At 52.4% G+C, this 24,919-nt stretch carries 15 protein-coding genes and 2 pseudogenes; 10 read left to right on the top strand and 7 right to left on the bottom strand.

What is annotated here, in order from left to right; all coding sequences use genetic code 11:
• Window positions 1–4 precede the first annotated feature (4 nt).
• From BWI97_RS21785 to cobA, 4 genes and pseudogenes are all read right to left on the bottom strand, one after another.
• Entirely contained in the window at window positions 5–3,496 is a 3,492-nt protein-coding gene (locus tag BWI97_RS21785) for a nitrate reductase (RefSeq protein ID WP_102202790.1), read from the bottom strand.
• Window positions 3,497–3,846: 350 nt separating this feature from the next.
• A pseudogene (locus BWI97_RS21780) lies at window positions 3,847–5,149 on the bottom strand (NarK family nitrate/nitrite MFS transporter).
• On the bottom strand, window positions 5,146–6,666 hold the full coding sequence (locus BWI97_RS21775) for an alginate export family protein (RefSeq protein ID WP_102202789.1): 1,521 nt from the start codon (window positions 6,664–6,666) through the stop codon (window positions 5,146–5,148). The pseudogene BWI97_RS21780 and the gene BWI97_RS21775 overlap by 4 nt, the downstream one beginning before the upstream one ends.
• A 254-nt stretch (window positions 6,667–6,920) precedes the next feature.
• Entirely contained in the window at window positions 6,921–7,676 is a 756-nt protein-coding gene (gene cobA, locus BWI97_RS21770) for a uroporphyrinogen-III C-methyltransferase (protein ID WP_102202788.1), read from the bottom strand.
• A gap of 321 nt (window positions 7,677–7,997) precedes the next feature.
• On the opposite strand from cobA, the pseudogene nirB reads away from it, so the two are divergent.
• From nirB to BWI97_RS21750, 4 genes and pseudogenes are all read left to right on the top strand, one after another.
• Window positions 7,998–10,470 (top strand): annotated as a pseudogene (gene nirB / locus BWI97_RS21765) (nitrite reductase large subunit NirB).
• Between the two features lie 40 nt (window positions 10,471–10,510).
• Window positions 10,511–10,855 (top strand): nitrite reductase small subunit NirD, encoded by a 345-nt coding sequence (gene nirD, locus BWI97_RS21760; RefSeq protein ID WP_102202787.1) that lies wholly within the window; start codon window positions 10,511–10,513, stop codon window positions 10,853–10,855.
• On the top strand, window positions 10,852–12,261 hold the full coding sequence (locus tag BWI97_RS21755) for an ATP-binding protein (RefSeq protein ID WP_102202786.1): 1,410 nt from the start codon (window positions 10,852–10,854) through the stop codon (window positions 12,259–12,261). The genes nirD and BWI97_RS21755 overlap by 4 nt, the downstream gene beginning before the upstream one ends.
• Before the next feature lie 10 nt (window positions 12,262–12,271).
• The gene (locus tag BWI97_RS21750) at window positions 12,272–12,934 is read left to right on the top strand and encodes a response regulator transcription factor (protein ID WP_102202785.1); all 663 of its coding nucleotides are present in this window, start codon (window positions 12,272–12,274) and stop codon (window positions 12,932–12,934) included.
• 163 nt (window positions 12,935–13,097) lie between these two features.
• Here BWI97_RS21750 and BWI97_RS21745 read toward each other — a convergent pair whose 3' ends face one another.
• The 3 genes from BWI97_RS21745 to BWI97_RS21735 form a co-directional block, all read right to left on the bottom strand.
• Window positions 13,098–14,051, bottom strand: coding sequence for a YihY/virulence factor BrkB family protein (locus BWI97_RS21745; RefSeq protein WP_102202784.1), 954 nt, complete (start codon window positions 14,049–14,051; stop codon window positions 13,098–13,100).
• Between the two features lie 246 nt (window positions 14,052–14,297).
• Window positions 14,298–15,245 (bottom strand): sensor histidine kinase KdpD, encoded by a 948-nt coding sequence (locus BWI97_RS21740; protein ID WP_102202783.1) that lies wholly within the window; start codon window positions 15,243–15,245, stop codon window positions 14,298–14,300.
• A gap of 62 nt (window positions 15,246–15,307) precedes the next feature.
• Complete coding sequence (locus tag BWI97_RS21735; RefSeq protein ID WP_102202782.1) at window positions 15,308–15,574, bottom strand: hypothetical protein; 267 nt, start codon at window positions 15,572–15,574, stop codon at window positions 15,308–15,310.
• Window positions 15,575–15,941: 367 nt separating this feature from the next.
• Between BWI97_RS21735 and BWI97_RS21730 the strand changes: the two genes are divergently transcribed.
• The 6 genes from BWI97_RS21730 (at window position 15,942) to BWI97_RS21705 (ending at window position 24,908) form a co-directional block, all read left to right on the top strand.
• A complete protein-coding gene (locus tag BWI97_RS21730) occupies window positions 15,942–16,451 on the top strand; it encodes an RNA polymerase sigma-70 factor (protein WP_158242816.1) in 510 nt (169 codons plus the stop codon).
• Window positions 16,452–16,616: 165 nt separating this feature from the next.
• Window positions 16,617–17,609, top strand: a complete 993-nt coding sequence (locus BWI97_RS21725) for a FecR family protein (protein WP_102202780.1) — start codon at window positions 16,617–16,619, stop codon at window positions 17,607–17,609.
• A 96-nt stretch (window positions 17,610–17,705) separates the two neighbouring features.
• A complete protein-coding gene (locus BWI97_RS21720; RefSeq protein WP_102202779.1) occupies window positions 17,706–21,245 on the top strand; it encodes a SusC/RagA family TonB-linked outer membrane protein in 3,540 nt (1,179 codons plus the stop codon).
• Window positions 21,246–21,256: 11 nt separating this feature from the next.
• Complete coding sequence (locus BWI97_RS21715) at window positions 21,257–22,948, top strand: RagB/SusD family nutrient uptake outer membrane protein (protein ID WP_102202778.1); 1,692 nt, start codon at window positions 21,257–21,259, stop codon at window positions 22,946–22,948.
• A gap of 13 nt (window positions 22,949–22,961) precedes the next feature.
• Complete coding sequence (locus BWI97_RS21710) at window positions 22,962–23,336, top strand: hypothetical protein (protein ID WP_102202777.1); 375 nt, start codon at window positions 22,962–22,964, stop codon at window positions 23,334–23,336.
• Between the two features lie 6 nt (window positions 23,337–23,342).
• Complete coding sequence (locus BWI97_RS21705) at window positions 23,343–24,908, top strand: ADP-ribosylglycohydrolase family protein (protein WP_199182060.1); 1,566 nt, start codon at window positions 23,343–23,345, stop codon at window positions 24,906–24,908.
• Window positions 24,909–24,919: the final 11 nt, after the last annotated feature.

Genomic DNA, 24,919 nt, shown 5'->3' with positions numbered 1-24,919 from the left:
GGCTTTACACGCTTACTAAAAACGATTGGAGAATACTACGTACTTCGGGACGGCAGGAGCCGCAACCCGTACCAGCCCCGGTTTTCTGACACAATTGCTGAAAATCAGTACAACCCGCCTGAATGGCCCGTTCGAGATTGCCTTGTCCGACACTGTTACAGGAACATACCAGCTTGCCCTCCAGCGGATCGGCTTTTTGACTGCTGCGTAACAGCTGAAGTCGTTTTTCGGAAAGCTCCGTACCCTGAGCGATCAGGTCCCGAAACTCCTGAAATTCATTTTTATCACCCACCAGAATGGCCCCGACCAGCTTGTCCTGATGTACGATGCATTTTTTGTAATAGCGTTTGGCCGCATCCAGAAAGACAATTTCTTCGTAGGAAGCATCCGGAGCTTCAGCCAGTCCGATACTACAGAGGTGCAAACCTTCCATTTTCAAAATGTTCATCGAAACACTGCCGCGATACGGCTGGGTACCATCACCGCTCAGAAAGCGGGCTGCGGCTTCGGCCTGTTGTTCGGCGGCTAGTGTGATACCCCAGATCTGGTCCCGCCACTGGGCAATTTCTCCGGCGGCAAAAATGTCCGGATCGGAGGTTTGCAGGTAGTCATTCACGACTACGCCGCGACCGCATTCCAGCCCACACGCCCTGGCTAATTCCAGGTTAGGAGTAGTACCAATGGCTAAAATAACGGCCTGACAATCAATCATTCGACCCGATTTGAGCCGGATGCCTTCTACGGAAGCGGTCCCGTGAAACGTTTGAATTTCTTCGTTGAAATAAATGTCAATACCCCGGTCCCGCAGGTCCTGATAGAGCATTTCGCTGGCCCGGGCATCTAGTTGTCGTTCCATGAATCGTCCGGAACGTTGAATGACGGTGACCAACAAGCCCAGGTGCCGCAGTGAAGCCGCCAGTTCCAGCCCCAGCAAACCACCGCCGACTACTACGATTCGGGCATTGGGTGTACGCAGGTAGGGGCGTAGCGTATCCGCATCCACGCGGGAACGCATATTGAAAATGCCAGACAGCGGCGGTACACCTTTGGGCATAAAAGCCCGGCTGCCCGTGGCCAGAATCAGCTTGTCGTACGTATGTTCAGCTCCGGTACTGTCAGTCACGACTTTATGCACCCGGTCAATGTGAACGATGCTGGTTTCGGTATGCACCCGGATGCGGTTTTCCGCAAACTGATCGGGCGACAACTTGACCAGTTGCGACCAGGATTGTTCGCCACTGATGTAGTCGGGGAGGAGTACCCGGTTGTAAAACGGATATTTTTCCTGCGAAAAGACCTCAATTTCATCACTTTGATTCAATGCCCGGTACGACTGAATAAACCCAAGGGCCGCCGATCCCGCTCCTACAATAAGAATCTTTTCCTGCGGTTTCACGTATGCCTGTACCTGTACCGCTGAAAATTTGAAATCAGGCTCCTTCGATTTGGGGTCAATCAGGGTACTGGTCAGGTTGTTAGCCCGTCCCAGCGATCCAGTGCCGATTTTCCCCCAGTGCATGGGCAGAAAACAAAGGCCGTGACGTACATCCGTGGTGAGCTGAACCTTGACGCGTACTGTGCCCCGACGGCCCCGGATTTCAACCAGTTGGCCGTCACGTACCTGCCGGGCTTCCGCATCGGCGGGATGCATTTGCAGAAAAGGCTGGGGGAGGTGCTGGTTGAGCTTCGCCACCCGACCCGTTTTGGTCATGGTATGCCACTGATCACGGATTCGCCCCGTCGTGAGTACCAACGGAAATTCTTCATCCGTGGGTTCAGAAGCATTGCCGTCCGGTACGGCCTGAATCTGAGCTCGTTGGTTGGACGTATAGAAACGATGATTTGTAAATAATCGCTGGGTTGAATCGTCAGCATTTGCCGGGTAGGGCCATTGAATACTGCGTTTTTGACGGAGTAAGTCATACGTTACGCCCGTTACATCGACGTTAGTACCGGCGGTAAGCTGGGTGTATTCGCGATAAACTTCCTCGGCTTTTTCGTAGTGGAACGCCCGTTCAAAGCCCATTTTACGGGCAAATCGCCAGATGATCTCCACATCGGGAAGGGCTTCACCGGGAGCGGTCCGAATCTGGGGCAGGTAGGTAATGCGGCGTTCGGCGTTGGTCATCGTGCCTTCCTTTTCCAGCCAGCCCGCGGCGGGTAATACCACATCGGCAAACGCCAGCGTGTCGGCCCGGCTGGAAATGTCCTGTACCACCACAAAACGGGCGTTAGTCAGGGCTTTTTCAGCGGCGTTCAGATCCGGCATGCTCACCATCGGATTGGTATTGATAATCCAGATGGCTTTCAGCCGATCATCCGCCAGTGCTTCCATTAATTCAGTCGCCGTCAGGCCGGGTTTATCGGCAATTTTCACGGGCGACTGCCAAAATTCTTCTACTTCCTGCCGATGGTGGGCATTGGTTACTTCCCGGTGAGCGGGTAGGGCATTGGCCAGTCCACCCACTTCCCGACCGCCCATGGCATTGGGCTGACCCGTGAGTGAAAACGGTCCATTGCCGGGTTTGCCGATCCGACCCGTAATGAGGTGGAGATTAATAAGCGAGAGGTTTTTATTAACCCCCACGACCGACTGATTCAGCCCCATCGTCCACAAAGACAGGAAGCCTTTGGAAGAACCAATCCATTCCGCCGCCTGACGAATGGCGGCTTCCGTTACGCCACACAGCTCAGCGGCTTCGGCGATACTGCGTTGAAAAACGCTTTCCCGATAGGCTTCAAACCCATCAGTATGATCCAGAATGAAATTGGTATCGATTTTCTCCTGTTCAATCAATAAACGGCCAATGGCGTGGTTCAGCACAATGTCCGTACCCGGTCGCAAAGGCAGATGCAGGTCAGCGGAACGGGCGGTATCCGTGATTCGTGGGTCGACGCAAATGATTTTTACCTGCGGATTCGCGGCTTTGTGAGCTTCAATCCGACGCCATAGAATGGGATGACACCAGGCCGGATTGGCTCCCTGCACGTAGAACACATCGGCTTCTTCGATATCATCGTAGCAAACGGGTACGGAATCTTCGCCCAGCGAAAGTTTATACCCCACGACGGCCGAACTCATGCACAACCGCGAGTTGGTATCGATGTTATTCGAACCAATAAAGCCTTTGATTAACTTATTGACGAGGTAATACTCCTCCGTTAGACACTGACCCGACACGTAAAACGCCACGGAATCAGGACCGTATTTCTGAATGAACGTTTTAAAAACCGCCGCGGTACGCTCCAGAGCCGCATCCCAGCTGACGCGTTCGAGGGGAGCCGAACGTCCGTATCGCATCTGTGGGTAGAGCAAGCGGTCGGACTGATCCATCACCGTATAGTGCAGGTTCATGCCCTTCGAACAAAGCAAACCCCGGTTGGAAGGGTGTTGCGGATCGCCCTGTACGGAAAGCTGTCCCGAAGCTTCGGTTTTCACCACAATACCGCAACCCACGCCGCAGTAGCAACAAGTCGTTTGATGGGTGTTTTCCATAAGGGGGGCTTTTTTGCTTTTTATTAATGGAGTGCTGTTGATTTGGTGCAGATGGCGTGAGCTAGGGGCATATATACTGGGTTTCGTCTTATAAAGACGGCTGGTCATTAGTCCTATCGCGAACGCCGCTCACTTCATCCTACTCTAGGCCACCGCATTGCGGATGAAGTAGGCGACTTATCGCGATAGGACGGGGATGGGTTTTATGTCGTCCATAAAGAGGTTCGATTATATCAAATCGGTAATAGCCAACAACGATCAACAAACAACTACCGTCAGAAGATGAAAACTTCTCCCGCCCGTAAGCAAGGAAGACGGAACCCGGTATATATGCTCCGAATTCACCGAAACTAAACCGTTTGCAACGTCACCGCTTCCGCTGGCTCGGCTACCCGACTTTTGCCAAAATTGATCAGGAACAGCAATCCACCGATGATTACTACGGCCGCTCCAATGTAAAAAAAAGGCCTGTCCGTAACTGATGCTCTGCGATTTGAACAAAAAGCCCATCAGCATACCACCCAGGTTACCACCTGCTCCAACTACACCGGAAATAACGCCCAGGGCTTTGGGATTGATGAAAGGTACCAGAGCATAGGTGCTGCCATTGGCCATTTTCAGGAACAAAGCGAAGGTGAGCATGGAAACAATCGCCATCGTCAGGTTACCCGATTGAGCGAAAAGCAGAATGCCTAGTCCTTCCAGCAGGAGCAATACGGCCAGCAGAATGCCTTTCCCCCGCATCCCATACCGTTGACCCACGCGGTCGGCTACTACGCCGCCCATCGCCCGGGCAAAGAGATTCATGAATCCGAATAACATGGCCCAGAAACCCGCCTCCGTTTCGCCCAGACTGAACTGATCGAAAAAGTACAGAGCCGCTACGCCGTCAAACGTAATTTCCATACCGAAACAGCAGGCATACGCCAGAGCCAACGCCCACACGCGAATGTCCGTACAGGCCTCGCGGAAACTACCCGCCGCCGTACCGGCATTCTGCCGTTGCAGGTCTTCAAAATTGCCCGCTGGCGTATCCGTGGTGTAACGATAGTACAGAAAAGCCATCACCAGCATCAGCAAACCCGGTACAATCATGGCGAGTCGCCAGGCGTCGGATTTGACAAAACCCAGCCCCATAATCAGCGTCATGATCAAAGGCATGGCGAGTTGCGTCACGCCGCCCCCCAGATTGCCCCAGCCACCGGCCACGGCATTAGCCGTACCTTTGATTTTTTGGGCAAACATCATGGACGTATGAAACTGCGTAATGACAAACGAAGCTCCAATCACGCCAATTGCCAGACGAAACAGCAGAAACGTAAGGTAATCGTGGGCCAGTCCAACGAGCATAACGGGCAGCGAACCGATCACCAGCAAAGCCGTATAGGTTTTTCTGGGTCCCCAGGTGTCACACAGTTTGCCAATGATCAAACGGGCGAAAATCGTGGCTGAAACGGCCGCAATGATGGTGTTCCCCACCTGGGCCTTCGTCAGTCCCAGATCAGCCCGTATGGCGGGCATGAGCGGAGCCAGTCCGAACCAGCCGAAGAAGCAGACAAAGAAGGTCAGCCAGGTTAAATGAAAGGTACGCATCTGGATGCCACGGAAACTGAACAGTGGCAGGGTGTTGAGTGGTTGCTGGGTAGATTTCATCGGGAAGATTGATTTTTAGCTAAAAAGTCCGGACGGATGTTGAGCATCAGATACGCCCACTGACCCTGTTTGTCTTTCTGATTGACCGTATTTTGTTTGACGTATTCCAGGCGATTGTTGCCCTGCATGAAGCTGTAACCCAGTTCAAGTGAAGTGAAGGAGTTGAGCAGATACGTGGCTACGAAATCGTATTCCCAGCCCAGGCTGCCCTGAATACTAGAAGGAAGCGTACCGTCTATACTTCGGTTGAGTACGGGCGAGGCCAGAGCAAAATAATGTACGTCGAAGCTAGCGGTCAGGCGTTTGTGAGCGTATTTGCTCTTGAAAAAGCTGTCCTGTAAGCCCCCACTCGGTGAGCCCGTGCCTACGTAGAAGTAGTCCATGTAGCCCCAATGCCGATGCGGCGTGCCGTACAGGGGATCAAAGCGGGAAGTCTCCCCGGTCGTCAGACCAGACTTATTACCCGAAAGCACTTCATAACCGAGTCCAAAACTAAAATGGCCCTGCTGCACAAACGCATTACCACCGTAGTGATACGCCTGCCGGATGCGTAAGCCATCCCGGTCACGACCGCTTTGCAGGTAACCGAAAGCCTGATAATTCACGCGTTTACTCAGTTTTCCGAGTAACATGGCTCCGTAGGTCAAGCGGGAATGCACGCCCGGTACGTCGTATTTTCGTCCGTAGACGTAGCCACTTGATTCGCTACCGATACTGTCTATACGGTATTTGGAAAAGTCATCTTTGAAGAACAAGGCAGAAAACGTCTGTTGCCGGATACTGCGTTGCAGATAGGCCATCTGAAAAGCTTTGAACTGCTGCGTCTGACCGTTCGTACTGACTGCATTGGTTAGGATTGGAGACCCGTTTTTGCCACTGGTTGGAATAAAACCCGAAGGCAGGGGCAGTAACGTATTTTTCGTGGACAAAGCCGTCGTAGGTACATTGCCGGGAGTATAGCTGGTACCCGTCAGGCCAAAGGCATCGGAATTTTGATTGAAACCGCCGCCCAGATCCAGTTTCCAGCCCTGGTGCCGGAATTTGAGTAAGACGGCATCGAAGCGACGGCCCTGCTGTAGCCAGTCCAGATTACCCAGTAACCGCACATCGTCGTACACCAGCTCCTGCCGTCCGACTTTCAGCGACAATTCGTCGATGGGACGGAATTTAAGCGTCGTATCCGCCCGGTTGATGAGCTGAATTTCGCCCCAGGCTTCGTGTACGGACAGGCGATTGCCATCCGCTACGGAAATACTGGAAGCATCCTGGCCCCAGACGCGTACGTCCTGAAGCGTTACATTCATGCGAAGACGGCTGGCCTGATAGCCAAAACTCAATCGGGTACGCTGGGAGGTGAAAACGGCCGCTTGACTCCCTCGGGGGGCCAGATTGCCGTACCCATCCCGAAGTTCGGTTCGGGTGCGAAGCTGTCCCGTCAGGGAAAGCTGGGCATGAGCAGTCGGGCCGATGCAGCTGGCTCCACCAAGAGCCAGTACCATCAGATACATTTTTTTCATCGGAAAGGATTTCGTACTACCGGAAGAATGGTATGCAACGCGTGAGTACTTCTGACCTGCGGCAGGGCCAGTACGAAGAGCGGTAGGCGGCGACAGATCGTCGCCAGCGAGAGACTGGATTTGCTTTACGTCTGTTTTTCCATTTCCTTTGAAACGTTTGTGTGAACCATGAACAAGCCCCAAGTAACCGATCCAAAGGTGCCCCCGCACCGGATCGGTTCTTTTTTTATGGATTGGATTTTGTAAAAACCTGATTATTCACAAGCTACAGCAGCCAGGCACTCGCGGATGTAGGCCGGATGCAGCGTTACTACCTCACCGATCACCAGTACTGCCGGAGCCCCCACGCCGTGGGCAGCTACCCGTTCCGGCATTTCCCAGACCTGACCCAGCACGCAGCGTTCATCGGGCCGGGTTCCGTTCTGAATGACGGCCATGGGTAGCTCTCCGCGACCGTGGTCAATATATAACTGACACAATTCCTGAATTTTCTGCAAACCCATCAGTACTACTACGGTAGCCCTAGATTGTACGGCCAGCTTGAGGTCCTCCGATAGCTCGCCGTGACGCGTCGTTCCGGTAATGACCCAGAAACTTTCACTCACGCCCCGCCGGGTTACCGGAATGTGCTGTGAGGCGGGTACGGCGATACAACTGGATATCCCCGGAATAATCTGACAGTCGATGCCGTGCTCGCGGGCGTACACGTATTCCTCATGACCCCGGCCAAACACGTACGAATCGCCCCCCTTCAGACGTACCACGTGACCATACTGTTTCGCCAGTGACACCAGCAGAGCATTGATTTCTTCCTGCGAAAAGGAAGGCCGTCCCACCCGCTTGCCCACGTATTGCTTCATCGCACCCGTAGGAGCGTATCGCAGGAGTTCCTGATTAGCCAGATCGTCATATAATATAACGTCGGCCTGCTCCAGAGCCCGTAGTCCTTTCAGGGTGATTAACTCCTCGTCTCCGGGACCAGCTCCTACCAGGGTGATGCGTGTTTCCATGCCTTTGCTCGTTTGAGTTACTATCAGTTATGTACTATATATAATGAATTGTAACTATAGCTGATTGTTGGTTCAAAAATAGAGGTGAAATTTTAAAAAACAATGAAAAACATTAAAAATAGGTTTTAAAAATAACTATTTGTAAAAGAAAATATTAGGATTTGTGTTTTTGACGATTTATTTTTGACCGTATCAAAAGAGAGAGCACGGGGGTGGTTTCTTGGAAATGTTCAAAGATACAACGGGCTTGTACTAGTTAAATAGTTAAAAACAACTATGAATCCACAAACAGAAGTACGGGTAGTCGTCATTGGCAATGGCATGGTCGGCTACAAGTTTTGTGAGAAACTCCTGGCCAAGGCAAAAAAAGGATCCGCGTTTCGGGTAACGGTATTTGGGGAAGAGTCCCGCGTTGCCTACGACCGCGTCCACTTAAGTGAATACTTTGCCGGGAAAACCGCCGACGATCTTTCGATGGCACCACTGAACTGGTACCGGGAAAACGGAATCGAGCTATATTTATCGGATCCGGTGGTGGACATTGACCGGGAACGCAAGCAGGTTCGCTCGCACCACGGTCTGGTCGTTCCCTACGATTATCTGGTGCTGGCAACGGGTTCCGGAGCTTTCGTGCCGCCGCTGGAAGGCGTGGAAAAAGATGGTGTATTCGTCTATCGTACACTCGAAGATTTGGACCTGATTCAGTCCTACGCCCGGAAGGCAAAAAAAGGAGCCGTACTCGGCGGCGGTTTGCTGGGTCTGGAAGCCGCAAAGCCCTGCTGGATTTAGGTCTGGCGGAAGCCACGTGGTCGAATTTGCTCCCCGGTTGATGCCGCGTCAGATTGATGAAGCGGGATCGGGCATTCTGCAACGCAAATTATCATCCCTGGGCTTACAGATTCATTTGTCCAAGTCCACGCAATGCCTGCTGGGAACGGAAACCATCGAAGGCATGCAGTTCGCCGATGGTTCGGTACTTGACGTGGATATGCTCATCATTTCCGCCGGGATTCGTCCCCGCGACGAGCTGGCGAAAGTAGCCGGACTGGAAACGCACCCCCGGGGCGGTATTCTGGTGAATAACTGCCTGCAAACCTCTGATACGTCCATTTTTGCGATTGGGGAATGTGCCCTGGTGCATCAGATGATTTACGGACTGGTGGCTCCGGGATACGAAATGGCCGACGTAGTGGCTTCTCAGCTGGTGGGCGAAAGCAAGGAATTTAAACCCTACGATCTTTCCACCAAGCTTAAACTCATTGGCGTCGATGTGGCCAGCTTCGGTAATCCCTTCGCTCAGGAACCCGACTGCCAGACCATTGCCTACGAAAACAAAGCCAAAGGCATCTACAAACGCATCAACGTGAGTTCGGATGGCAAAACGCTGCTGGGCGGCATTCTGGTTGGCGAAGCCGAGCAATACAACATGCTGCTGCAAACCTGCAAAAACCAGACGGTTCTGCCGCCCAATCCGGAAGACCTGATTCTGGGCTCGCGGGGTGGCGAAGAAGCGGGTGCCGGCGTCATGAGCCTGCCCGACGATGCCCTGATCTGTTCCTGCGAAGCCATCACGAAAGCCCAGCTCTGTCACGAAATTTCCGAAAACGGACATACCTCCGTCGATGCCCTGAAAAAGAGTACCAAAGCCTGTACGGGTTGCGGGGGCTGTACGCCGATGGTCAAAGACCTCATTCAGGCGGTACAGAAACAGCAGGGGGTATACGTGCGAAACATCATCTGTGAACACTTCGACTATACCCGTCAGGAATTACTGGACCTGATCCGGATTAATAAACTCAAGACGTACAATTCCGTACTCGATCACTTCGGAAAGGGCCACGGCTGCGAAACCTGTAAGCCCCTGGTGGCTTCGGTACTGGCCAGTTTGTGGAATGAAAACGTACTCGAACAGGGTCGGGCGGTGATTCAGGATTCCAATGACCGTTTCCTGGCGAATATTCAGAAGGGCGGTAGTTACTCAGTCGTACCCCGGATTCCTGGCGGTGAAATCACGCCCGACAAGCTGATTGTGATCGGTCAGGTCGCCAAGCGATACAACCTGTACACCAAAATTACGGGTGGCCAGCGGATTGATCTATTCGGGGCTCACGTCGGCGATTTACCCTACATCTGGGAAGAACTCATCGCCGCTGGTTTTGAGAGTGGTCACGCCTATGGGAAAGCTTTGCGTACGGTAAAAAGCTGCGTCGGATCGACCTGGTGCCGGTTTGGGGTACAGGACTCGGTATCGTTCGCCATCGAACTTGAAGAACGGTACAAAGGCGTTCGGGCTCCGCACAAATTCAAATCGGGCGTCTCGGGCTGTATTCGGGAATGTGCCGAAGCCCAGAGCAAGGATTTCGGCATCATTGCGACCGAAAAGGGCTGGAATCTCTACGTGGGCGGCAACGGTGGCTCCAAGCCCCAGCACGCCCAGTTACTGGCGGCGGACGTGGATAAAGAAACGTGTATCCGGCTGATCGACCGTTTCCTGATGTTCTACATCAAAACCGCCGATCCGCTGACGCGTACGGCCACCTGGCTCAACAAGCTGGAAGGCGGTATGAGTTACCTCAAAGCCGTTGTCGTGGACGACGTATTAGGCATCGTGGCTGATCTGGAAGCGGAAATGCAGCAATTGATCCAGATGTACCAGTGCGAATGGAAAGAAGTCGTGGAGAACCCCGAATTACGCAAGCGGTTTACCCACTTCGTAAACGCTCCGGAACAGAAAGATCCCACGCTGGAATTTGCCCCCTTACGGACGCAGGTTCAGGCCAAAGAATGGAAATAAACCCAGGTATTCACTGTTATACGTTCATCCCGTTTCACTCATGGAAGTACTTTCTCCCGTAACCACCTGGCACCGGGCCTGCCGTGTAGAAGACGTTCCCGCCGACGGCGGAGCCTGCGTACTCATCGACGGTCGGCAGATTGCCATTTTCAATTTTTCCCGCACTAACGAGTGGTACGCCACCGACAACCAGTGTCCCCACCGGCAGCAGATGGTGCTTTCGCGGGGCATGATCGGCAGTCAGGGCGAGGAACCGAAAGTGGCGTGTCCGTTTCATAAAAAGACGTTTTCCCTGCAAACGGGCCAGTGTCTGACCGACGAACACTACCAGATTTCCACGTTTCCCATTCAAATCATCGACGGTCAGGTGTATATTGAAGTATGAATGCACTCGACCGGCAGGTAGCCCGCCGTCTGACCCGTTATTATCTGCTGGCCCTGCACGTCATTGCCCTGCTGAGTATCGGGGGCTTATGGTTCATTCGTCAAACCATCCATACGCACTATGCCGACAGCCGGGTACTGAATGTAGCCGGTCGTCAGCGAATGCTTAGCCAGCGACTTACCAAGCTGGCTTTGCTGCGTTTAGCCCCCCTGCCCAGTGCCGATTCGGTATTGTATGACTCACTGCTGCAAAGCCTGAAAACGAGTCATGAACAGCTGAAGGCGGGGGTACTGGTCATGGAAAAGGAATACACCGTACGCCGGAGTCCAACGATTGACCGGATGTTTCAGCAACTGGAACCCGTATTTCAGGCCATGTACCAAAGCTTCGTTCGGGTAAATACGCCGGGACAAACGCCGGATCAGCAACGACAGACGTTGACGGAATTGCTGAAGCAGGAACCCGTCTTTCTCCAGCGGATGAACGCCCTCGTTTTCCAGTTTGACGCGGAAAGTACGGCCCGTGTCAACGAACTGGAACGGCTAGAAAGCATACTGACACTAGCGACCTTACTAACGCTGTTGCTGGAAGGCCTGTTCGTATTTCGGCCCGTGGTGCAGTATACTAAGCAGGTCATTCGTCAACTGACGCAGTCGGAAGAGGCTCTGCAGGCGAGTAATGAACAACTGGCCGTAGCGAACGAAGAGTTACGCACGACGCAGGAAGAAGTACTGCGGCTTAGCGATGAACAACATGCGTTGCAACGAACGGAAGACCATATCCGCTCGGCGGCTTTGCTGGAAGGGCAGGAGGAGGAACGCCGCCGCTTCGCCCGCGAACTGCACGATGGGATCGGGCAAATGCTGACGGGCCTGTACCTGCAGGCGGCTAAATTTCGAAAAGTATCCTTTCCCGAAGAGCGGCAACGGCAGCGGGCCGATGAACTGGTGGAATCCATTCAGCTCATCATCCAGACTACCCGGCAGATTTCGCATAACCTGATGCCGACTCTGCTGGGCGATTACGGATTGGCGGCTTCCTTGCAGTTACTGGCTGATCAGCTCAGAAAATCGGCTAGTTGTACGATTCGTTTTGAACAGCAGGGCGAGGAAAAGCGACTGGCACCGGCTCAGGAAATTGCCCTGTACCGCATTGCTCAGGAAGCTATCACCAATGCTCTTAAACATGCCAAAGCCGGGGAGATTGCCTTAGTTTTGCATTACCAGCCCAAGGCCGTAACCCTGCGTATTGAGGACGATGGCGTGGGCATCGCCGAAACACCTGCCCGCGAAGGGAGCGGACTGGAAAACATGCAAACACGGGCTCAACTCCTGCAAGCTACGTTTCAACTGCATTCTGTACCCGGAAAAGGAACCTGTATTGAAATATATTTGCCGCTAGGCTAAACCAAAAACGATGGCGATACGAATTCTGATTGCGGATGATCACTCGATGGTACGAAAGGGTATTCGTACCTTACTGGAAGACGAAACGGACCTGCAAATTGTGGGCGAAGCCGCCGACGGCGACGAGGCTCTGGAACTGCTACCCCAGCTTCACCCTGACGTGTTATTGCTGGATATTACCATGCCGCGACTTTCGGGCATTGAAGTCAGCCGCATGACGGCTCAGCAGTTTCCTCAGGTGAAAGTGCTGATTTTCAGTATGCACAATCATCCGGATTACATTCTCAGTGCCGTGCAGTATGGAGCGTCGGGTTACTTGCTGAAAGATACGGACGATGAGGAAATTCTTCAGGCCATCCGTACCGTAGCAGCGGGCGATCTATACTATCCGCCTTCGGCCTCAAGCGTCATTATCAAACAACTGGTACTGGCCAAGCCCAAAGCTCGCGTAGATGTAGCTACGAATCCATCGATCTGGAATAAACTGACCAGCCGCGAAGCTCAGGTACTGGGTTGTTTGACGGAAGGTCTGAGTAATCAGGAAATCGCCCGCCGATTCGATACCAGTCCGAACACCGTAGCCAACCAGCGGGCGAGTATTCTTCGAAAAGCAGGCGTTAAAAATACGGCTGAACTCATCAGTCTGGCTTTGAAGGAGCCGCCGGGGGCTTGAGGAGTGGAGGTTTGAAGAGGGTTTGAGGTTTGAACGGGTTTGAAAGTATGAAAATGGTTGAACGGTTTGAGGGTGGTTGGGTGAGTACAAAAAAGAACCCCAGCGGGGTTCCATTTTCGTAGCCCAGGGTTACAACCCTGGGAAAATATTGATGATTATATAATTACGAAACAACCTTCTCTTTCTCCGTTTGCTGAATGGATTTGCTTCCCGCTTCCACCTGCACCTCTTTGATCGTTACAGCATACTCACTCGGGTGGATGGCTGAACCATATTTAATGGCGTAAGCCTTCGTAAATTCGGCTCCGAAGTACAGAATCAGGGAAGAGTAATAGGCCCAAAGCAACACAATAACCAATGATCCAGCGGCTCCGTAGGTACCGCCCACGTCGCTCTGACCGATATAGAAGGAAATACCAAATTTCCCGATCATAAACAACACTGCCGTTACCATGGCACCCGCCCGTACGTCCTTCCATTTGATTTTGGCATCGGGTAAAACCTTGAATACCACACCAAAGATGATCGAAATAACGGCGAAGGTAATCAGCTGATTAACAATATAAAAGGCAATAACGGATACATCCGAAAAGCGAGCTTGCAGGCGGCCACTGATTCCATCGAGTACAGAGGTAACGGCCAGGGAAACCAGCAGGATAAAAGCTAAACTCACAATCACGGAAAAAGAAAGAAAACGATTCTGAATCATTTTCAGCCAGCCTTTCTTCGGCTTCGCCCGGATTCCCCAGATGGTATTGATCGAATCCTGAATTTCCGCGAATACCGTCGTTGCCCCCAGCAGCAGCGTGCCAAAACCAATCACGGCGGCCATATTACTCTTACCACTGACGGCCGCTTTTTTCACAATATCCTGTAATTGCAGAGCTGATTCCTTGCCCAGAAATCCGTTGAGGGTTTCGTAAATCTGCCCTTCCACGGCTTCACGGCCCAGAAAAATACCGCACAGCGAAATGATCACAATGATGAGCGGCCCCATGGAAAACACCGTGTAATAGGAGAGGGACGCCCCAAGTTTCGTGACTTTGTCGTCCGAGAATCCGGAAAAGGCATTTTTCAAAACCTCCCAGATGCCTTTGAATGAGAGTTTTTCTTTCATATCGAGGATTGGTTGATGACTGAATACGTGGCAGATCGTGGGGGACGGAGCCCTTATGAAATTCCATTTTTAACGATCACTCTATACGCAAAGAAAAAAACATTCCAGCTCAGCGGCATTAAACCTCAGATCGAGCGACACAGGGAAAAATCGGGCGGAAAGAGAAGCATACGCCACGCTCCGTTTCCAGGCGAATGCATAAAGGAAACGGAGCGTGATAGCTAGGGGAAGGGCCCATAACTGGGCTTAGGATTTATAATCGAGCTGGAGACGAATCCGGAAAAGCGTGCCTACGTTGGGAATGGATTCAATCTCCATCATACCACCCAGTAATTCGCAGAGGCGTTTCACAATCAGTAAACCTACACCTTCGCTAACGGGCAGGCCTTGGGAAGTGGCATGATTGAGCTCTTCACTCGTAAAGTTAGGAACCTCATCGACCTCCGAAAGATCCCGCTCAAGCACGCCTGACTCTTCTGCCTTGGGCATCAGTTGTTTGGAAAACAAAGTAGCGAGCCCATCGGACAAACCCGGACCGCTATCCTGCACACTGATGTACCATCGGAAGTCACCTTCTTTGGACCAGGAAACGGAAACGATCCCCGTTTGGGTGTATTTGATAGCATTCAGAAGCAGATTCTGAACAATGCGGTGAATCTTGACGGAGTCGTTCGAAACCAGTAATTCCGGCGGACCATCCGCCCGTAAGATCAGGCCTTTCTCGGTCGCCAGCGGCTGGGCACTTTCAACAAGCTCGTTGAGGAGTTGCGAAGCATCAAAACGCTGAAGGTCAAGTACCTCATAGCCTGCTTCCAGGCGGGATAAATCCGTGAGCTGCTGTAACATCTCGTGGATATTGCCTAGATTGCGATTTAGCATTTGCAGTAACTTAGTCCGTTCTTCCTCGGGTTTTTCGGCTTGATCCAGCAAAATGGCAGCACTACGAACGACGCCAAAACTGCTTTTGAGGTCATGCGAGGAAGTCCGTAGTAAATCCCCCCGAAGACGCGTCATTTCCTGCAACTGATCTAGCGTGTACTGGAGGCGATTGGCCCGGCTGGCGGCGGCGATCTGCTGTTGCTGATCGTATTCCCGCACACTACCCAGCATGGTTTCGGTTTTCAGACGATCCACTTCCTGATAGCCCGCGATCAGTACGTCGGCATTACTGTCCGGATAAAATTCCCGGTACAATTGAAGCTCCCGAAGTACGCCCGCGTAGAGGTAATTGATCTCAGCCAGTAAATTCTTTAACGTCAGCCTTTTTGCCAGCGATGCAGGCCATGAGCGGCGGCAATTTCGATAGGGTCATTACCCTCTGGCTCCTTTAAAAGACGTTGGTGAAGAATCGTCAATAAGAGCGGAATCATATTGTTGAATTCTTCGCGGGCCAGGCCAGAAACATTGAGTAGGGTAGTATCCTGTTCGCATTGGTTACGCCAATGGTTGAGGATGGCTTCCCGACGGGTAAACAGATAGGCGGCTAAACCAGAAAGGTCTGCATCTGAGATAGAAGAAGCCATGGGTACTTCAGATAGGGTTTTAAAGTTATGGGGGATGAACTTGACGGTAAAAAATCGTCCTAATATAAGTAAATTGTGTCAAGAGTTTAGAAGGAACGCTGTTGCGTATGTTGTAAGTAAAGTGACCAATGATAATATACTAATGAAACACCATTTACATCTGAGCTATTTTAGGAGTTAAAAGCTAGCCAGGGAAAGGCATAACGATTTAATAACGCCCAAGCCGTGTATTTCTGGAAAGGGAATTTTATATTGCCAGCTTAATCGATAAACAACTGATCCTCTGCTTATTCAGATTCAATCTCCTCATACCGATGAATCGCTGATCGCCCTGCTCAAGCAGGACGATCGTTCTGCTTTTGAGCTCTTGTACCGAAAATACTGGCGTCGGCTTTATGATTCCGCGTACCGGCGGGTACAGACTCGTGAGGACTGTGAGGAGATCGTTCAGGAATTATTTCTGGATCTCTGGTCCAAACGCCAGCACCTGGAAATTACGACTTCCCTGGAAATCTACCTCTTTACCGCCCTTCGCTACCGGATTTATAACTACATCCGTTCCTTGCTGACAAAAAAAGCTCATTTGGATTATCTGCTACAGCGGGGCGACTACGAGGCGAACCTTGTAGAAGATCAGCTGTATTACGAAGAACTGCAACGAGCCCTTGATGCCGGCGTGGCCCAGCTCCCCGAAAAATACCGGCGGGTGTACGAGCTAAGTCGACAGGAGCATTACACCTACCGGGAAATTGCCCAGCTCCTGGAACTCCCAATCGACACGGTCGAAAAACAGATGGCTAAAGCTCTGAAACTACTGCGTCTTCACCTGAAAGAGCATCTGTTTATGCTTTTGCTGGCCGCTCATCTGCTGGGCTGAGCATGAGCTTACCTTCTTTAATTAGTGAAAATTTCTTCTGATAATCAGGATACTGAAAAATAATTTAAAAATTTTTGCTTCGCTTTTGGCGGAAGTTTTCGACTTGTGTGACTTACCGAATAGAAAGCCTACGCAGGGAATCCGCTGGCTTACGTAACCAACCGCATGACTCAGGAACGACTCACTTTTCTGTTACAGCAAGTACAAAGGGGGCAGGCCACGCCAGCCGAGCGTACCGAACTCGACGTTTGGTATGATCAGTTTGAAAACCGCCCCTCGCTGACCGACCAGCTGGATACGCAGGCCCGGCAGGCTCTGGAGGAGAAAATGCTGAATCAGATGCAAAGTCGCCTCGACCCAGCTGAACCGGAAGAGGAAACGCCCGTCGTGCCCTTGCGTCGAAGCTGGCGACGAATGGCCGCTGGTGTGGTAGCCGTACTCGCTCTGGCTACACTCTGGTTTTACGTAAGCCGTAACGCTCCAGCCACGTCCGAAGCCTCGGTTCCCATGTTAGTACAGAAAACGGGTTACGGACAGACGCGTACGTTTACCTTGCCCGATGGTTCGGAAGTAACGCTGAACGGAAATTCGAGTCTTTCGTATCCGCAGCAATGGACGGGAAATCGGGAGGTACAACTCACGGGCGAAGCGTATTTTAAAGTAGTCCATACCAAAGACCATCGCCGCTTTAGCGTCGTAACGGCCGATAACTTCCGGGTGAACGTACTCGGGACGCAGTTTACCGTCAGCCGCCGGAAAGCCAAAACGCGGGTAGTACTGAATGAAGGCAAAGTACAGTGTCTAATCAACGAAAAAGCTCAGGCCGATTCCATTGTACTCAAACCCGGTCAGCTGGTTGAATTTGCCCGTATCCCTGAAAATTACACCCTGAAACAAGTAGACGCCTCGCTGTATTCAGCCTGGAAAGATCACAAACTTATTCTCCGAAATACGTCCTTAAAAGAACTCACCGAAGTACTCGAAGACACCTACGGCTATCGTGTCAACGTAGAAAAGGCATCCCTGCTTGACCGTCGTATGTCGGGCTCGCTGCCCACCAATGATGTAAACGTATTATTAGAAGGCATCGCCGAAGCCTGCAAAGTCAGTATTCGTCAGGAGGAAGGCCGCATCTACCTCACGGATCAGTCCCGATAAATCATCCCTTTAGCATTCGTACGCGTTCGGATTTCCCTCCCAGGACATCCCCAGGAATTCTATGTCTTGATTGGTACCACACTAATTCATGTTTCGATGAAAAAACGTATTACACTTTTGTATGGACTGCCCGCCTTCATGTACCTCTGCGGCCCACCGGGTGTACGGGCTCAGGAAATCGTTCGGGCGGGTCAGGAACAGGTTCGGGAAGCATCGGCGAGCGGCCAGAGTCTGGAGCATCGCTTGCAGGAAGTGGAAAAGCAGTACAAAGTTTCGATTTTGTACAACCCTGAACTGGTCAGTAAAAAACGGGTGAAGGATTTTCGAAAATATACTTCCCTCGAACAAACCCTGGAACAGTTGCTGAAACCGTATGGCCTGACTTTTAAAAAGGTAAGCGACTCGTTTTACATCGTTTCGGAAGAGAAGAAATCCAATACTTCGGCCGTCAACCTCTTGCCGAACAAGTTCGTTCCGCTCGAGAATCTGACGAATCTTTCGCGGTCCGAACGCATTTCGGCGACCTCCCTGACCATGCCCCTGATGGCTGCGTTGACCGTTCAGGGAAAAGTAAGCGACGCGACCACGGGTGAACCGCTGCCGGGCGTCAACGTCGTCATAAAAAATACCTCGCAGGGCGTGACGACCAATCGGAGCGGGGAGTATTCCCTGCCCAATGTTCCCGAAAATGCCGTACTGGTTTTTTCATCGATCGGGTATCAGGGGCAGGAAATTGCCGTACAGAACCGATCCCAAATCAATATCTCCTTAACCTCTTCCTCGCAGGAACTCGATCAGGTCGTGGTCGTCGGCTACTCCCAGCAACGGCGTTCCACCCTGACGGGCTCTGTCGCTCAGATTGGAGCCGATCAGTTGAAACAGGCTCCCCCGCTGAATGTTTCGAACGTACTGGCGGGCCGCTTACCGGGGGTCATCGTTACGCAACCCTACGGTCAGCCCGGAGCCGACAACGCCACTATCAACGTACGCGGCATCAGTACCACGGGTAGCAATGCTCCGCTGGTGATCGTGGACGGCATTGAACGTCCCTTCACTGCCCTGGATCCGAATGAAATTGAAACCGTCAGCGTATTGAAAGATGCTTCGGCGGCAGCCGTTTACGGAGCCCGGGCCGCCAACGGGGTCATTCTGATTACCACGAAACGCGGTAAAACGGGTAAACCAACGATTACCTACGAAACCAATTTCTCCCAAAATACGAATACCCGATTCCCCAAATTCCTGAACGGGCCGGATTACATGCGGTGGTACAAACGGGCTGAAGAACTGGATAATCAGTACCTCGTTTCGCAGGGAAAAACGCCCTTTGCTCTGACGTATACCGACGAAGAAATTGCGTCTTTGGCCAATGGTACCAATCAGTCGGAGTTTCTTGGCAATACGGATTGGGTGGGTATGCTGACCAATAATACGAGCGTCAGCCAGTACCACAACGTCTCCGTCAATGGCGGTACGGATCGCGTTCGGTACTTCACGACGCTGGGGTACTGGAACCAGAACGGGGTCATCAAGAACACGAATTATAAACGCTACAACGTCCGGACCAATATCGACGCCGATGTCAACGATTTTATCTCCACGCGGCTGGACCTGACCGTTCGGATGGAAGATCGGATGAATCCGGCTCTGGCACCCACGGACCAGAACTATCAAAACCCATTCATTCTGGCCCAGCGGATGCAGCCGAATCTGCCGATGTTCAATCCCGCGGGTTTACCCGTCGGTGGTAATACCGATGCGGGCGTCGGAAACCCCATCGTGGCCGTGAATGACATTGGAAATCGGAATGCCGAGGCTACTACCTTCAACGGTAACTTATCCATGAACGTGAAAATCCCCGGTGTACAGGGACTTCAGGCTCGTTTACTGGTGAGTTACGACAAGACGATTACGGAAGTAAAAACCTTCGTGGAACCGGCGATGCTGGCCGTGCGGAACCGTAACGCCAACGGCTGGCTCTGGACGCCCGCCCGGATGAGTGCCTACAACGTCAACAACCTCATTCAGGATTACTCCCACAGCTATCGGACGACTTTTCAACCTTCCATCCTGTATGACCGAACCTTCGGTAAAAATGCCTTCAACGGTCTGTTACTCTATGAATATTCGGGATGGGGTACCAACGGTTTCGGGGCTCAGGCTCGGAACTTCCCCATCACCGATCTGCTGGATATCAACTTTGGTAGTAAGGCCGCCGAGGATCTGCGGGCCGCTACCGGCAGCAGCACGCAGTACAAGCGGGGTGGTTACGTAGGTCGGGTCAACTACACTTATGACGACAAGTATCTATTCGAAGTAGCCGCTCGCTACGATGCCTCGGTTAACTTCCCGGAGAGTACCCGCTGGGGCTTTTTCCCTTCAGCATCGCTGGGCTGGGTGTTGAGTAAAGAGAACTTCTGGCAACCGCTGAATACCCCGATCAACTTTTTCAAACTTCGCCTATCGGCGGGTAAACTAGGGAATGATGTCGTCGGTATTTACCAGTACCTGAATTCCTTCCAGCTTCGTACGACGCCTACGGTAGCTATCGGTAATCAGGTGGTTTCGACTTTGTACAATACGGCTCCGGCCAATCCTAGAATCACCTGGGAGGAAGCCACCATGTACAATGGTGGTATCGAACTGGGGCTTTGGAATAGCAATCTGAGCCTGGAAGTGGATTATTTCTACAAGGTAACTTCTAATATTCTCACGGGACAAAGTGGCGTGTATGCTCCTTCCGTGGGCGGGAACTTCGCTTCCACGGTTAACGCGGGTAAGGTGGATAACCGGGGTGTAGATCTACAACTGGCCTACAGCAAGAAGCACAATAAGCTTTCCTACAAGATCATTGGAAACTTCACCTACGCTCACAACCGCGTCCTGCGGATTAATGAATCCGTGAATGCTCCGGCAGCTCAGCGGCGGGTAGGGCATCCCGTGAATACGAAGTTTGGATTCCTGGTGGATGGACTGTATCAAACGCAGGAAGAAGTGGATCGCGGACCAAGTTTTCCCTACGGTCCGGGTGCTCCGGGTTACGTGAAGTATGTGGATTTGAACGGCGACGGCAAAATCTCGTTCGAGCAGGACGTGACCCGCATCGGTCGCAGCAACACGCCCGAGATTATGTACGGTCTGAACTTGCAGGCGGGATACGGCCCCTTCGATTTCTCCGCCCTGCTGCAGGGAGCGGCTCGCTCCAACGTAATTCTGGCGGGCGTGTACAACAGCGGTGTACAGGGCAACACAGTCTATACGCAGACGTTTGCGGGTAATGGAAACAGTCCGTACTTTTTGGTGGAAGACTCCTGGCGACCGGATAATCCTGACGCTAAATACCCACGGTTGACGGCTAACAAAGCCGGACTGACCAACCAGAACGGGTATCAGAACTCCTTCTTCGTGCGGGACGGTAGTTACCTGCGGCTGAAATCCTTGCAGATTGGCTATTCACTGCCCAAAGACTTTCTGAGTCGACTGAAAATTCAGCAGTGGCGATTCTACGCGGCAGGATCCAACTTGCTGACCTTCGACAAAATCAAATACGCCGATCCGGAAACGCCCAGCGTCGTACAGGCCGGGTTCTACCCCCAGCAACGCGTGTTTTCCATCGGAACCAACATCACCTTTTAAGACGGAAGCTCATGAAATCAAGACTCATCGTAGTAGCCAGCGTATGTAGCCTGCTGCTCGGACTGCTTCAGTCCTGTAAACTCGACGTCACGCCGCGGGATCGCTATACCGACGTGACGGTCTGGGCCAACGAAAACAACGCCAAGCTGTACCTGCTGGACCAGTATTCCGTGCTCGGTGATTTTGCCTTTGGCACCATGCCCTTGGGCTACGCCAACAATACCGATGCCCTGACCGACCTAATTAAAAACACGTCCATTTCCAGTGGCAACGGTACGGCGAATATGGTGGCCTTTAATCCGGCGAGTATTACGGCAGCGAACCCGACCTTTTCGTACTGGGGAACGGCCTACAACCGGATTTTCGCCATCAATAATTTTCTGAACGGCACTAATCAGTACCAGACCTTCAGCGATTCCACCACCCGGAACGTGTACCACGCGGAAGCTCGTTTCCTGCGGGCCTACGTGTACTTCTGGCTGGTCAAACTACACGGCAGCGTGATTTTGCTGGAAAAACCAGTAACGGATAATAATAATCCGCGGTCGTCGGAAGATGAATGCTGGAACTTCATTGCCCGCGATCTGGCCTTTGCCGCCCAGTATTTACCCGAAACCCGAGCCACGGCCGACCTGGGCCGGGCCACTAAAGGGGCGGCGTATGCTCTGCTGGCCCGTACCTGGCTCTACGCAGCTTCGGTGGCAGAATATGACAAAAAGCAGTACAACAGCGACCCGCTGACGGGCGTACCCACGGCTAAAGCTCCGCAGTACTACCGCAATGCAGCAGCAGCGGCTCAGGCCGTGGTGGATTTGGAAGCCAAAGGCGTGTACCAACTTTTGCCGCAGTTTACCAGTGTGTTCAGTACCAAGAATAACAAGGAACTCATTTGGGGTTTCAACTACATCCGGCCTTCGCTGACCAACACATTTGATCGGGATTACGCCCCACCGGCGGATGTTCCGGCGTACGGAGCAAAGGGTGTACCTACTGCCGAACTTTCCGATGCCTTTGAAATGGCCGATGGCCGCAGCTTCTCCTGGACCAATCCCGCCATGGCAGCGAGTCCGTACCGGGGACGGGAGCCGCGTTTCTACGGAACCATCCTCTACCACGGCGGAAGCTGGAAAGGTCGTACACTCAACATCGCTACGGGTACGGATGCGTACATCGATTACGGTTCAGTGGCCGATCCGAAGCGAACGGTTACGGGCTATTATCTCCGAAAATACGTGGACTCTACCAACGTAGATCCCATCCGAAACGCGGGCGAGCAACAGTCAATTGAACTTCGTTACGCAGAAGTTTTACTGATTCACGCGGAAGCACTGGCCAAAACGGGACAGTACGCCAAAGCCAAAGAGATGCTGGATAAGGTACGCAAGCGGGCGGGTCTGCCCGGCGTAACCGCTGCCAGCGAAGCCGACCTGATGGCGGCAGTGGAACACGAGCGGATCGTGGAGCTGGCGTTTGAGGGCCACCGCTACTGGGATCTCAGACGCTGGCGGAAGGCTCATATCGTACTGAATAACCAACGGGTACACGGACATCGTCCAATCCTTCAGGCCGACGGAAGTGTCCGCTACGAAGTGGTAGACAGTGACAAGCAAGACCGCTTCTTCGCGGCTAACACGTACTATATCCCGCTGCCCGCGGCTGAAATTGTTAACAACCCGGCACTGTCCCAAATTCAGGGCTGGTAAACTCCTAAGTTGTATGAGATCGATCTTCGCTTTGGCAGCTTTAACGCTACTCGCCGCCTGCGACTCACCGGACGTGAAACCCCGCAACGACGATAATACCCTGACGGCCGTGTGGGTGAATGTGCCCGGAGCCGACGAAAACAGTGCTCGCTACAACGGCGTGTTCAATGCCGCTGGCGATACGGTACGGGTCACGGTACCGCAAAAAACGGCTACCGGATTAGCGATCAATTTACAAGAATTGAAGCTTCGCGGCTCCATTCCATCGGACGCCGAGGCTCGGCCCGCCATGGGTCTGATGAATATGAGTCAGCCCTTTAAAATGGATATTATTTCGGGACGGCAGAATGTCCGTTCGTACTGGATCGTAGTAACGCAAAGTAAATAGAAAGGCATGACGAAAAAGGGCTGTTACTGGCTAATTGGGCTATGGATGTTATGCGTACGGGTGGAGGGACAACCCTCCCTCCCCCGTACAAATACCGGAAAAGTGACCATAACCCGGGAAACGCTGCTGGATAAAATTAAAGGGGGCTGGGCCGGACAAACCATTGGCGTAACCTTCGGCTGGCCGACGGAATTTGTGCACCTGGGTACCTTCATCCCGGATGGACAAACCATCCCCTGGAGTGAGGATTACGTTCGAAAAGCCATGCAAACTTTTCCGGGGCTGTATGATGACATTTACATGGATTTAACCTTTGTCTCGGTTTTCCAGCGATGTGGTCTTACCGCTCCGGTTGATTCCTTTGCCCAGGCGTATGCCCGGGCGGGGTACGACCTCTGGCACGCCAACCAGGCGGGGCGGTACAATATTCTCCAGGGAATCAAGGCTCCCCAGTCGGGTCATTACCTGAATAATCCCCATGCTGATGATATTGACTTTCAGATCGAAGCCGATTTTGCGGGTCTGATGACGCCGGGTATGCCCACCGTAGCGGCTGAGATTACGGATAAAATCGGTCACATCATGAATTCGGGCGATGGCTGGTACGGTGGGGTTTACGTAGCAACGATGTACTCGCTGGCTTTTGTAAGTACCGATGTAAACTACGTCGTGCGGGAAGCCTTGAAGGCCATTCCCCAACAGAGTAAATTCTACCAGTGTATCAACGACGTTATCGGCTGGCACCGTCAGTATCCCGACGACTGGAAGAAAACCTGGTTCGAGATTCAGCGGAAATGGGCGGAGGAAGTAGGCTGTCCGGACGGCGTTTTTCAACCCCTGAATATTGATGCAAAAGTCAATGCGGCCTACGTCGTGCTGGGTTTGCTGTACGGCAAAGGCGATTTTACCCAAACGCTGGAAATTACGACGCGGACCGGTCAGGATTCGGACTGTAACCCCTCCACCGCCGCGGGCATTCTGGGGACGATGATTGGGTATCAAAACATTCCGGCGTACTGGCTGAACCCGCTTAAAAAAGCCGAAGATCTGCCTTTTTCGTACACCTCCCTTTCTCTAAACGCGGTATACGAGCTGAGTTACGCCCAGGCTCTGGAAACGATTCGGCTGCATCAGGGCAGGGTAGGGGAGAAGAATGTCGAAATTCAGACGGCCCGTCCTGTACCCGTTCGTTTGGAAGAGAATTTCAAAGGCCATTACCCCGTCGAGAAAAAGCACTTGTTTCAGTCTTTCGGCGATTCCCTGCGTTTTACGACACCGGAGGCCATCGGACTGGTCATTCGGGGTCATGTTCGGAAAAAACAGAGCGATGCTCCAACGCATCTGCTTCGGGCCGCTTTGTACATCGATGGGACGAAAGTTGAAGAAGCGAATTTTCCAACCCAGCCCAGCCAGCGTCGTACCGAATTGTTCTGGCGGTATCACCTTCCGAAAGGTGCCCACGTCATTACCATTAAAATACTGAATCCGCACCCGGCGTATGAGCTGGTGGCGGGCGAGTACCTCTACTACACCGATCAACCCGTACGCGGATTCCGTTCGAAAAGTCATTAATATCTGCTCTA

The organism is Siphonobacter sp. BAB-5405, from assembly GCF_002872335.1.
Lineage (GTDB): Bacteria > Bacteroidota > Bacteroidia > Cytophagales > Spirosomataceae > Siphonobacter.
This window is presented reverse-complemented; position numbering and strand designations above follow the sequence as displayed.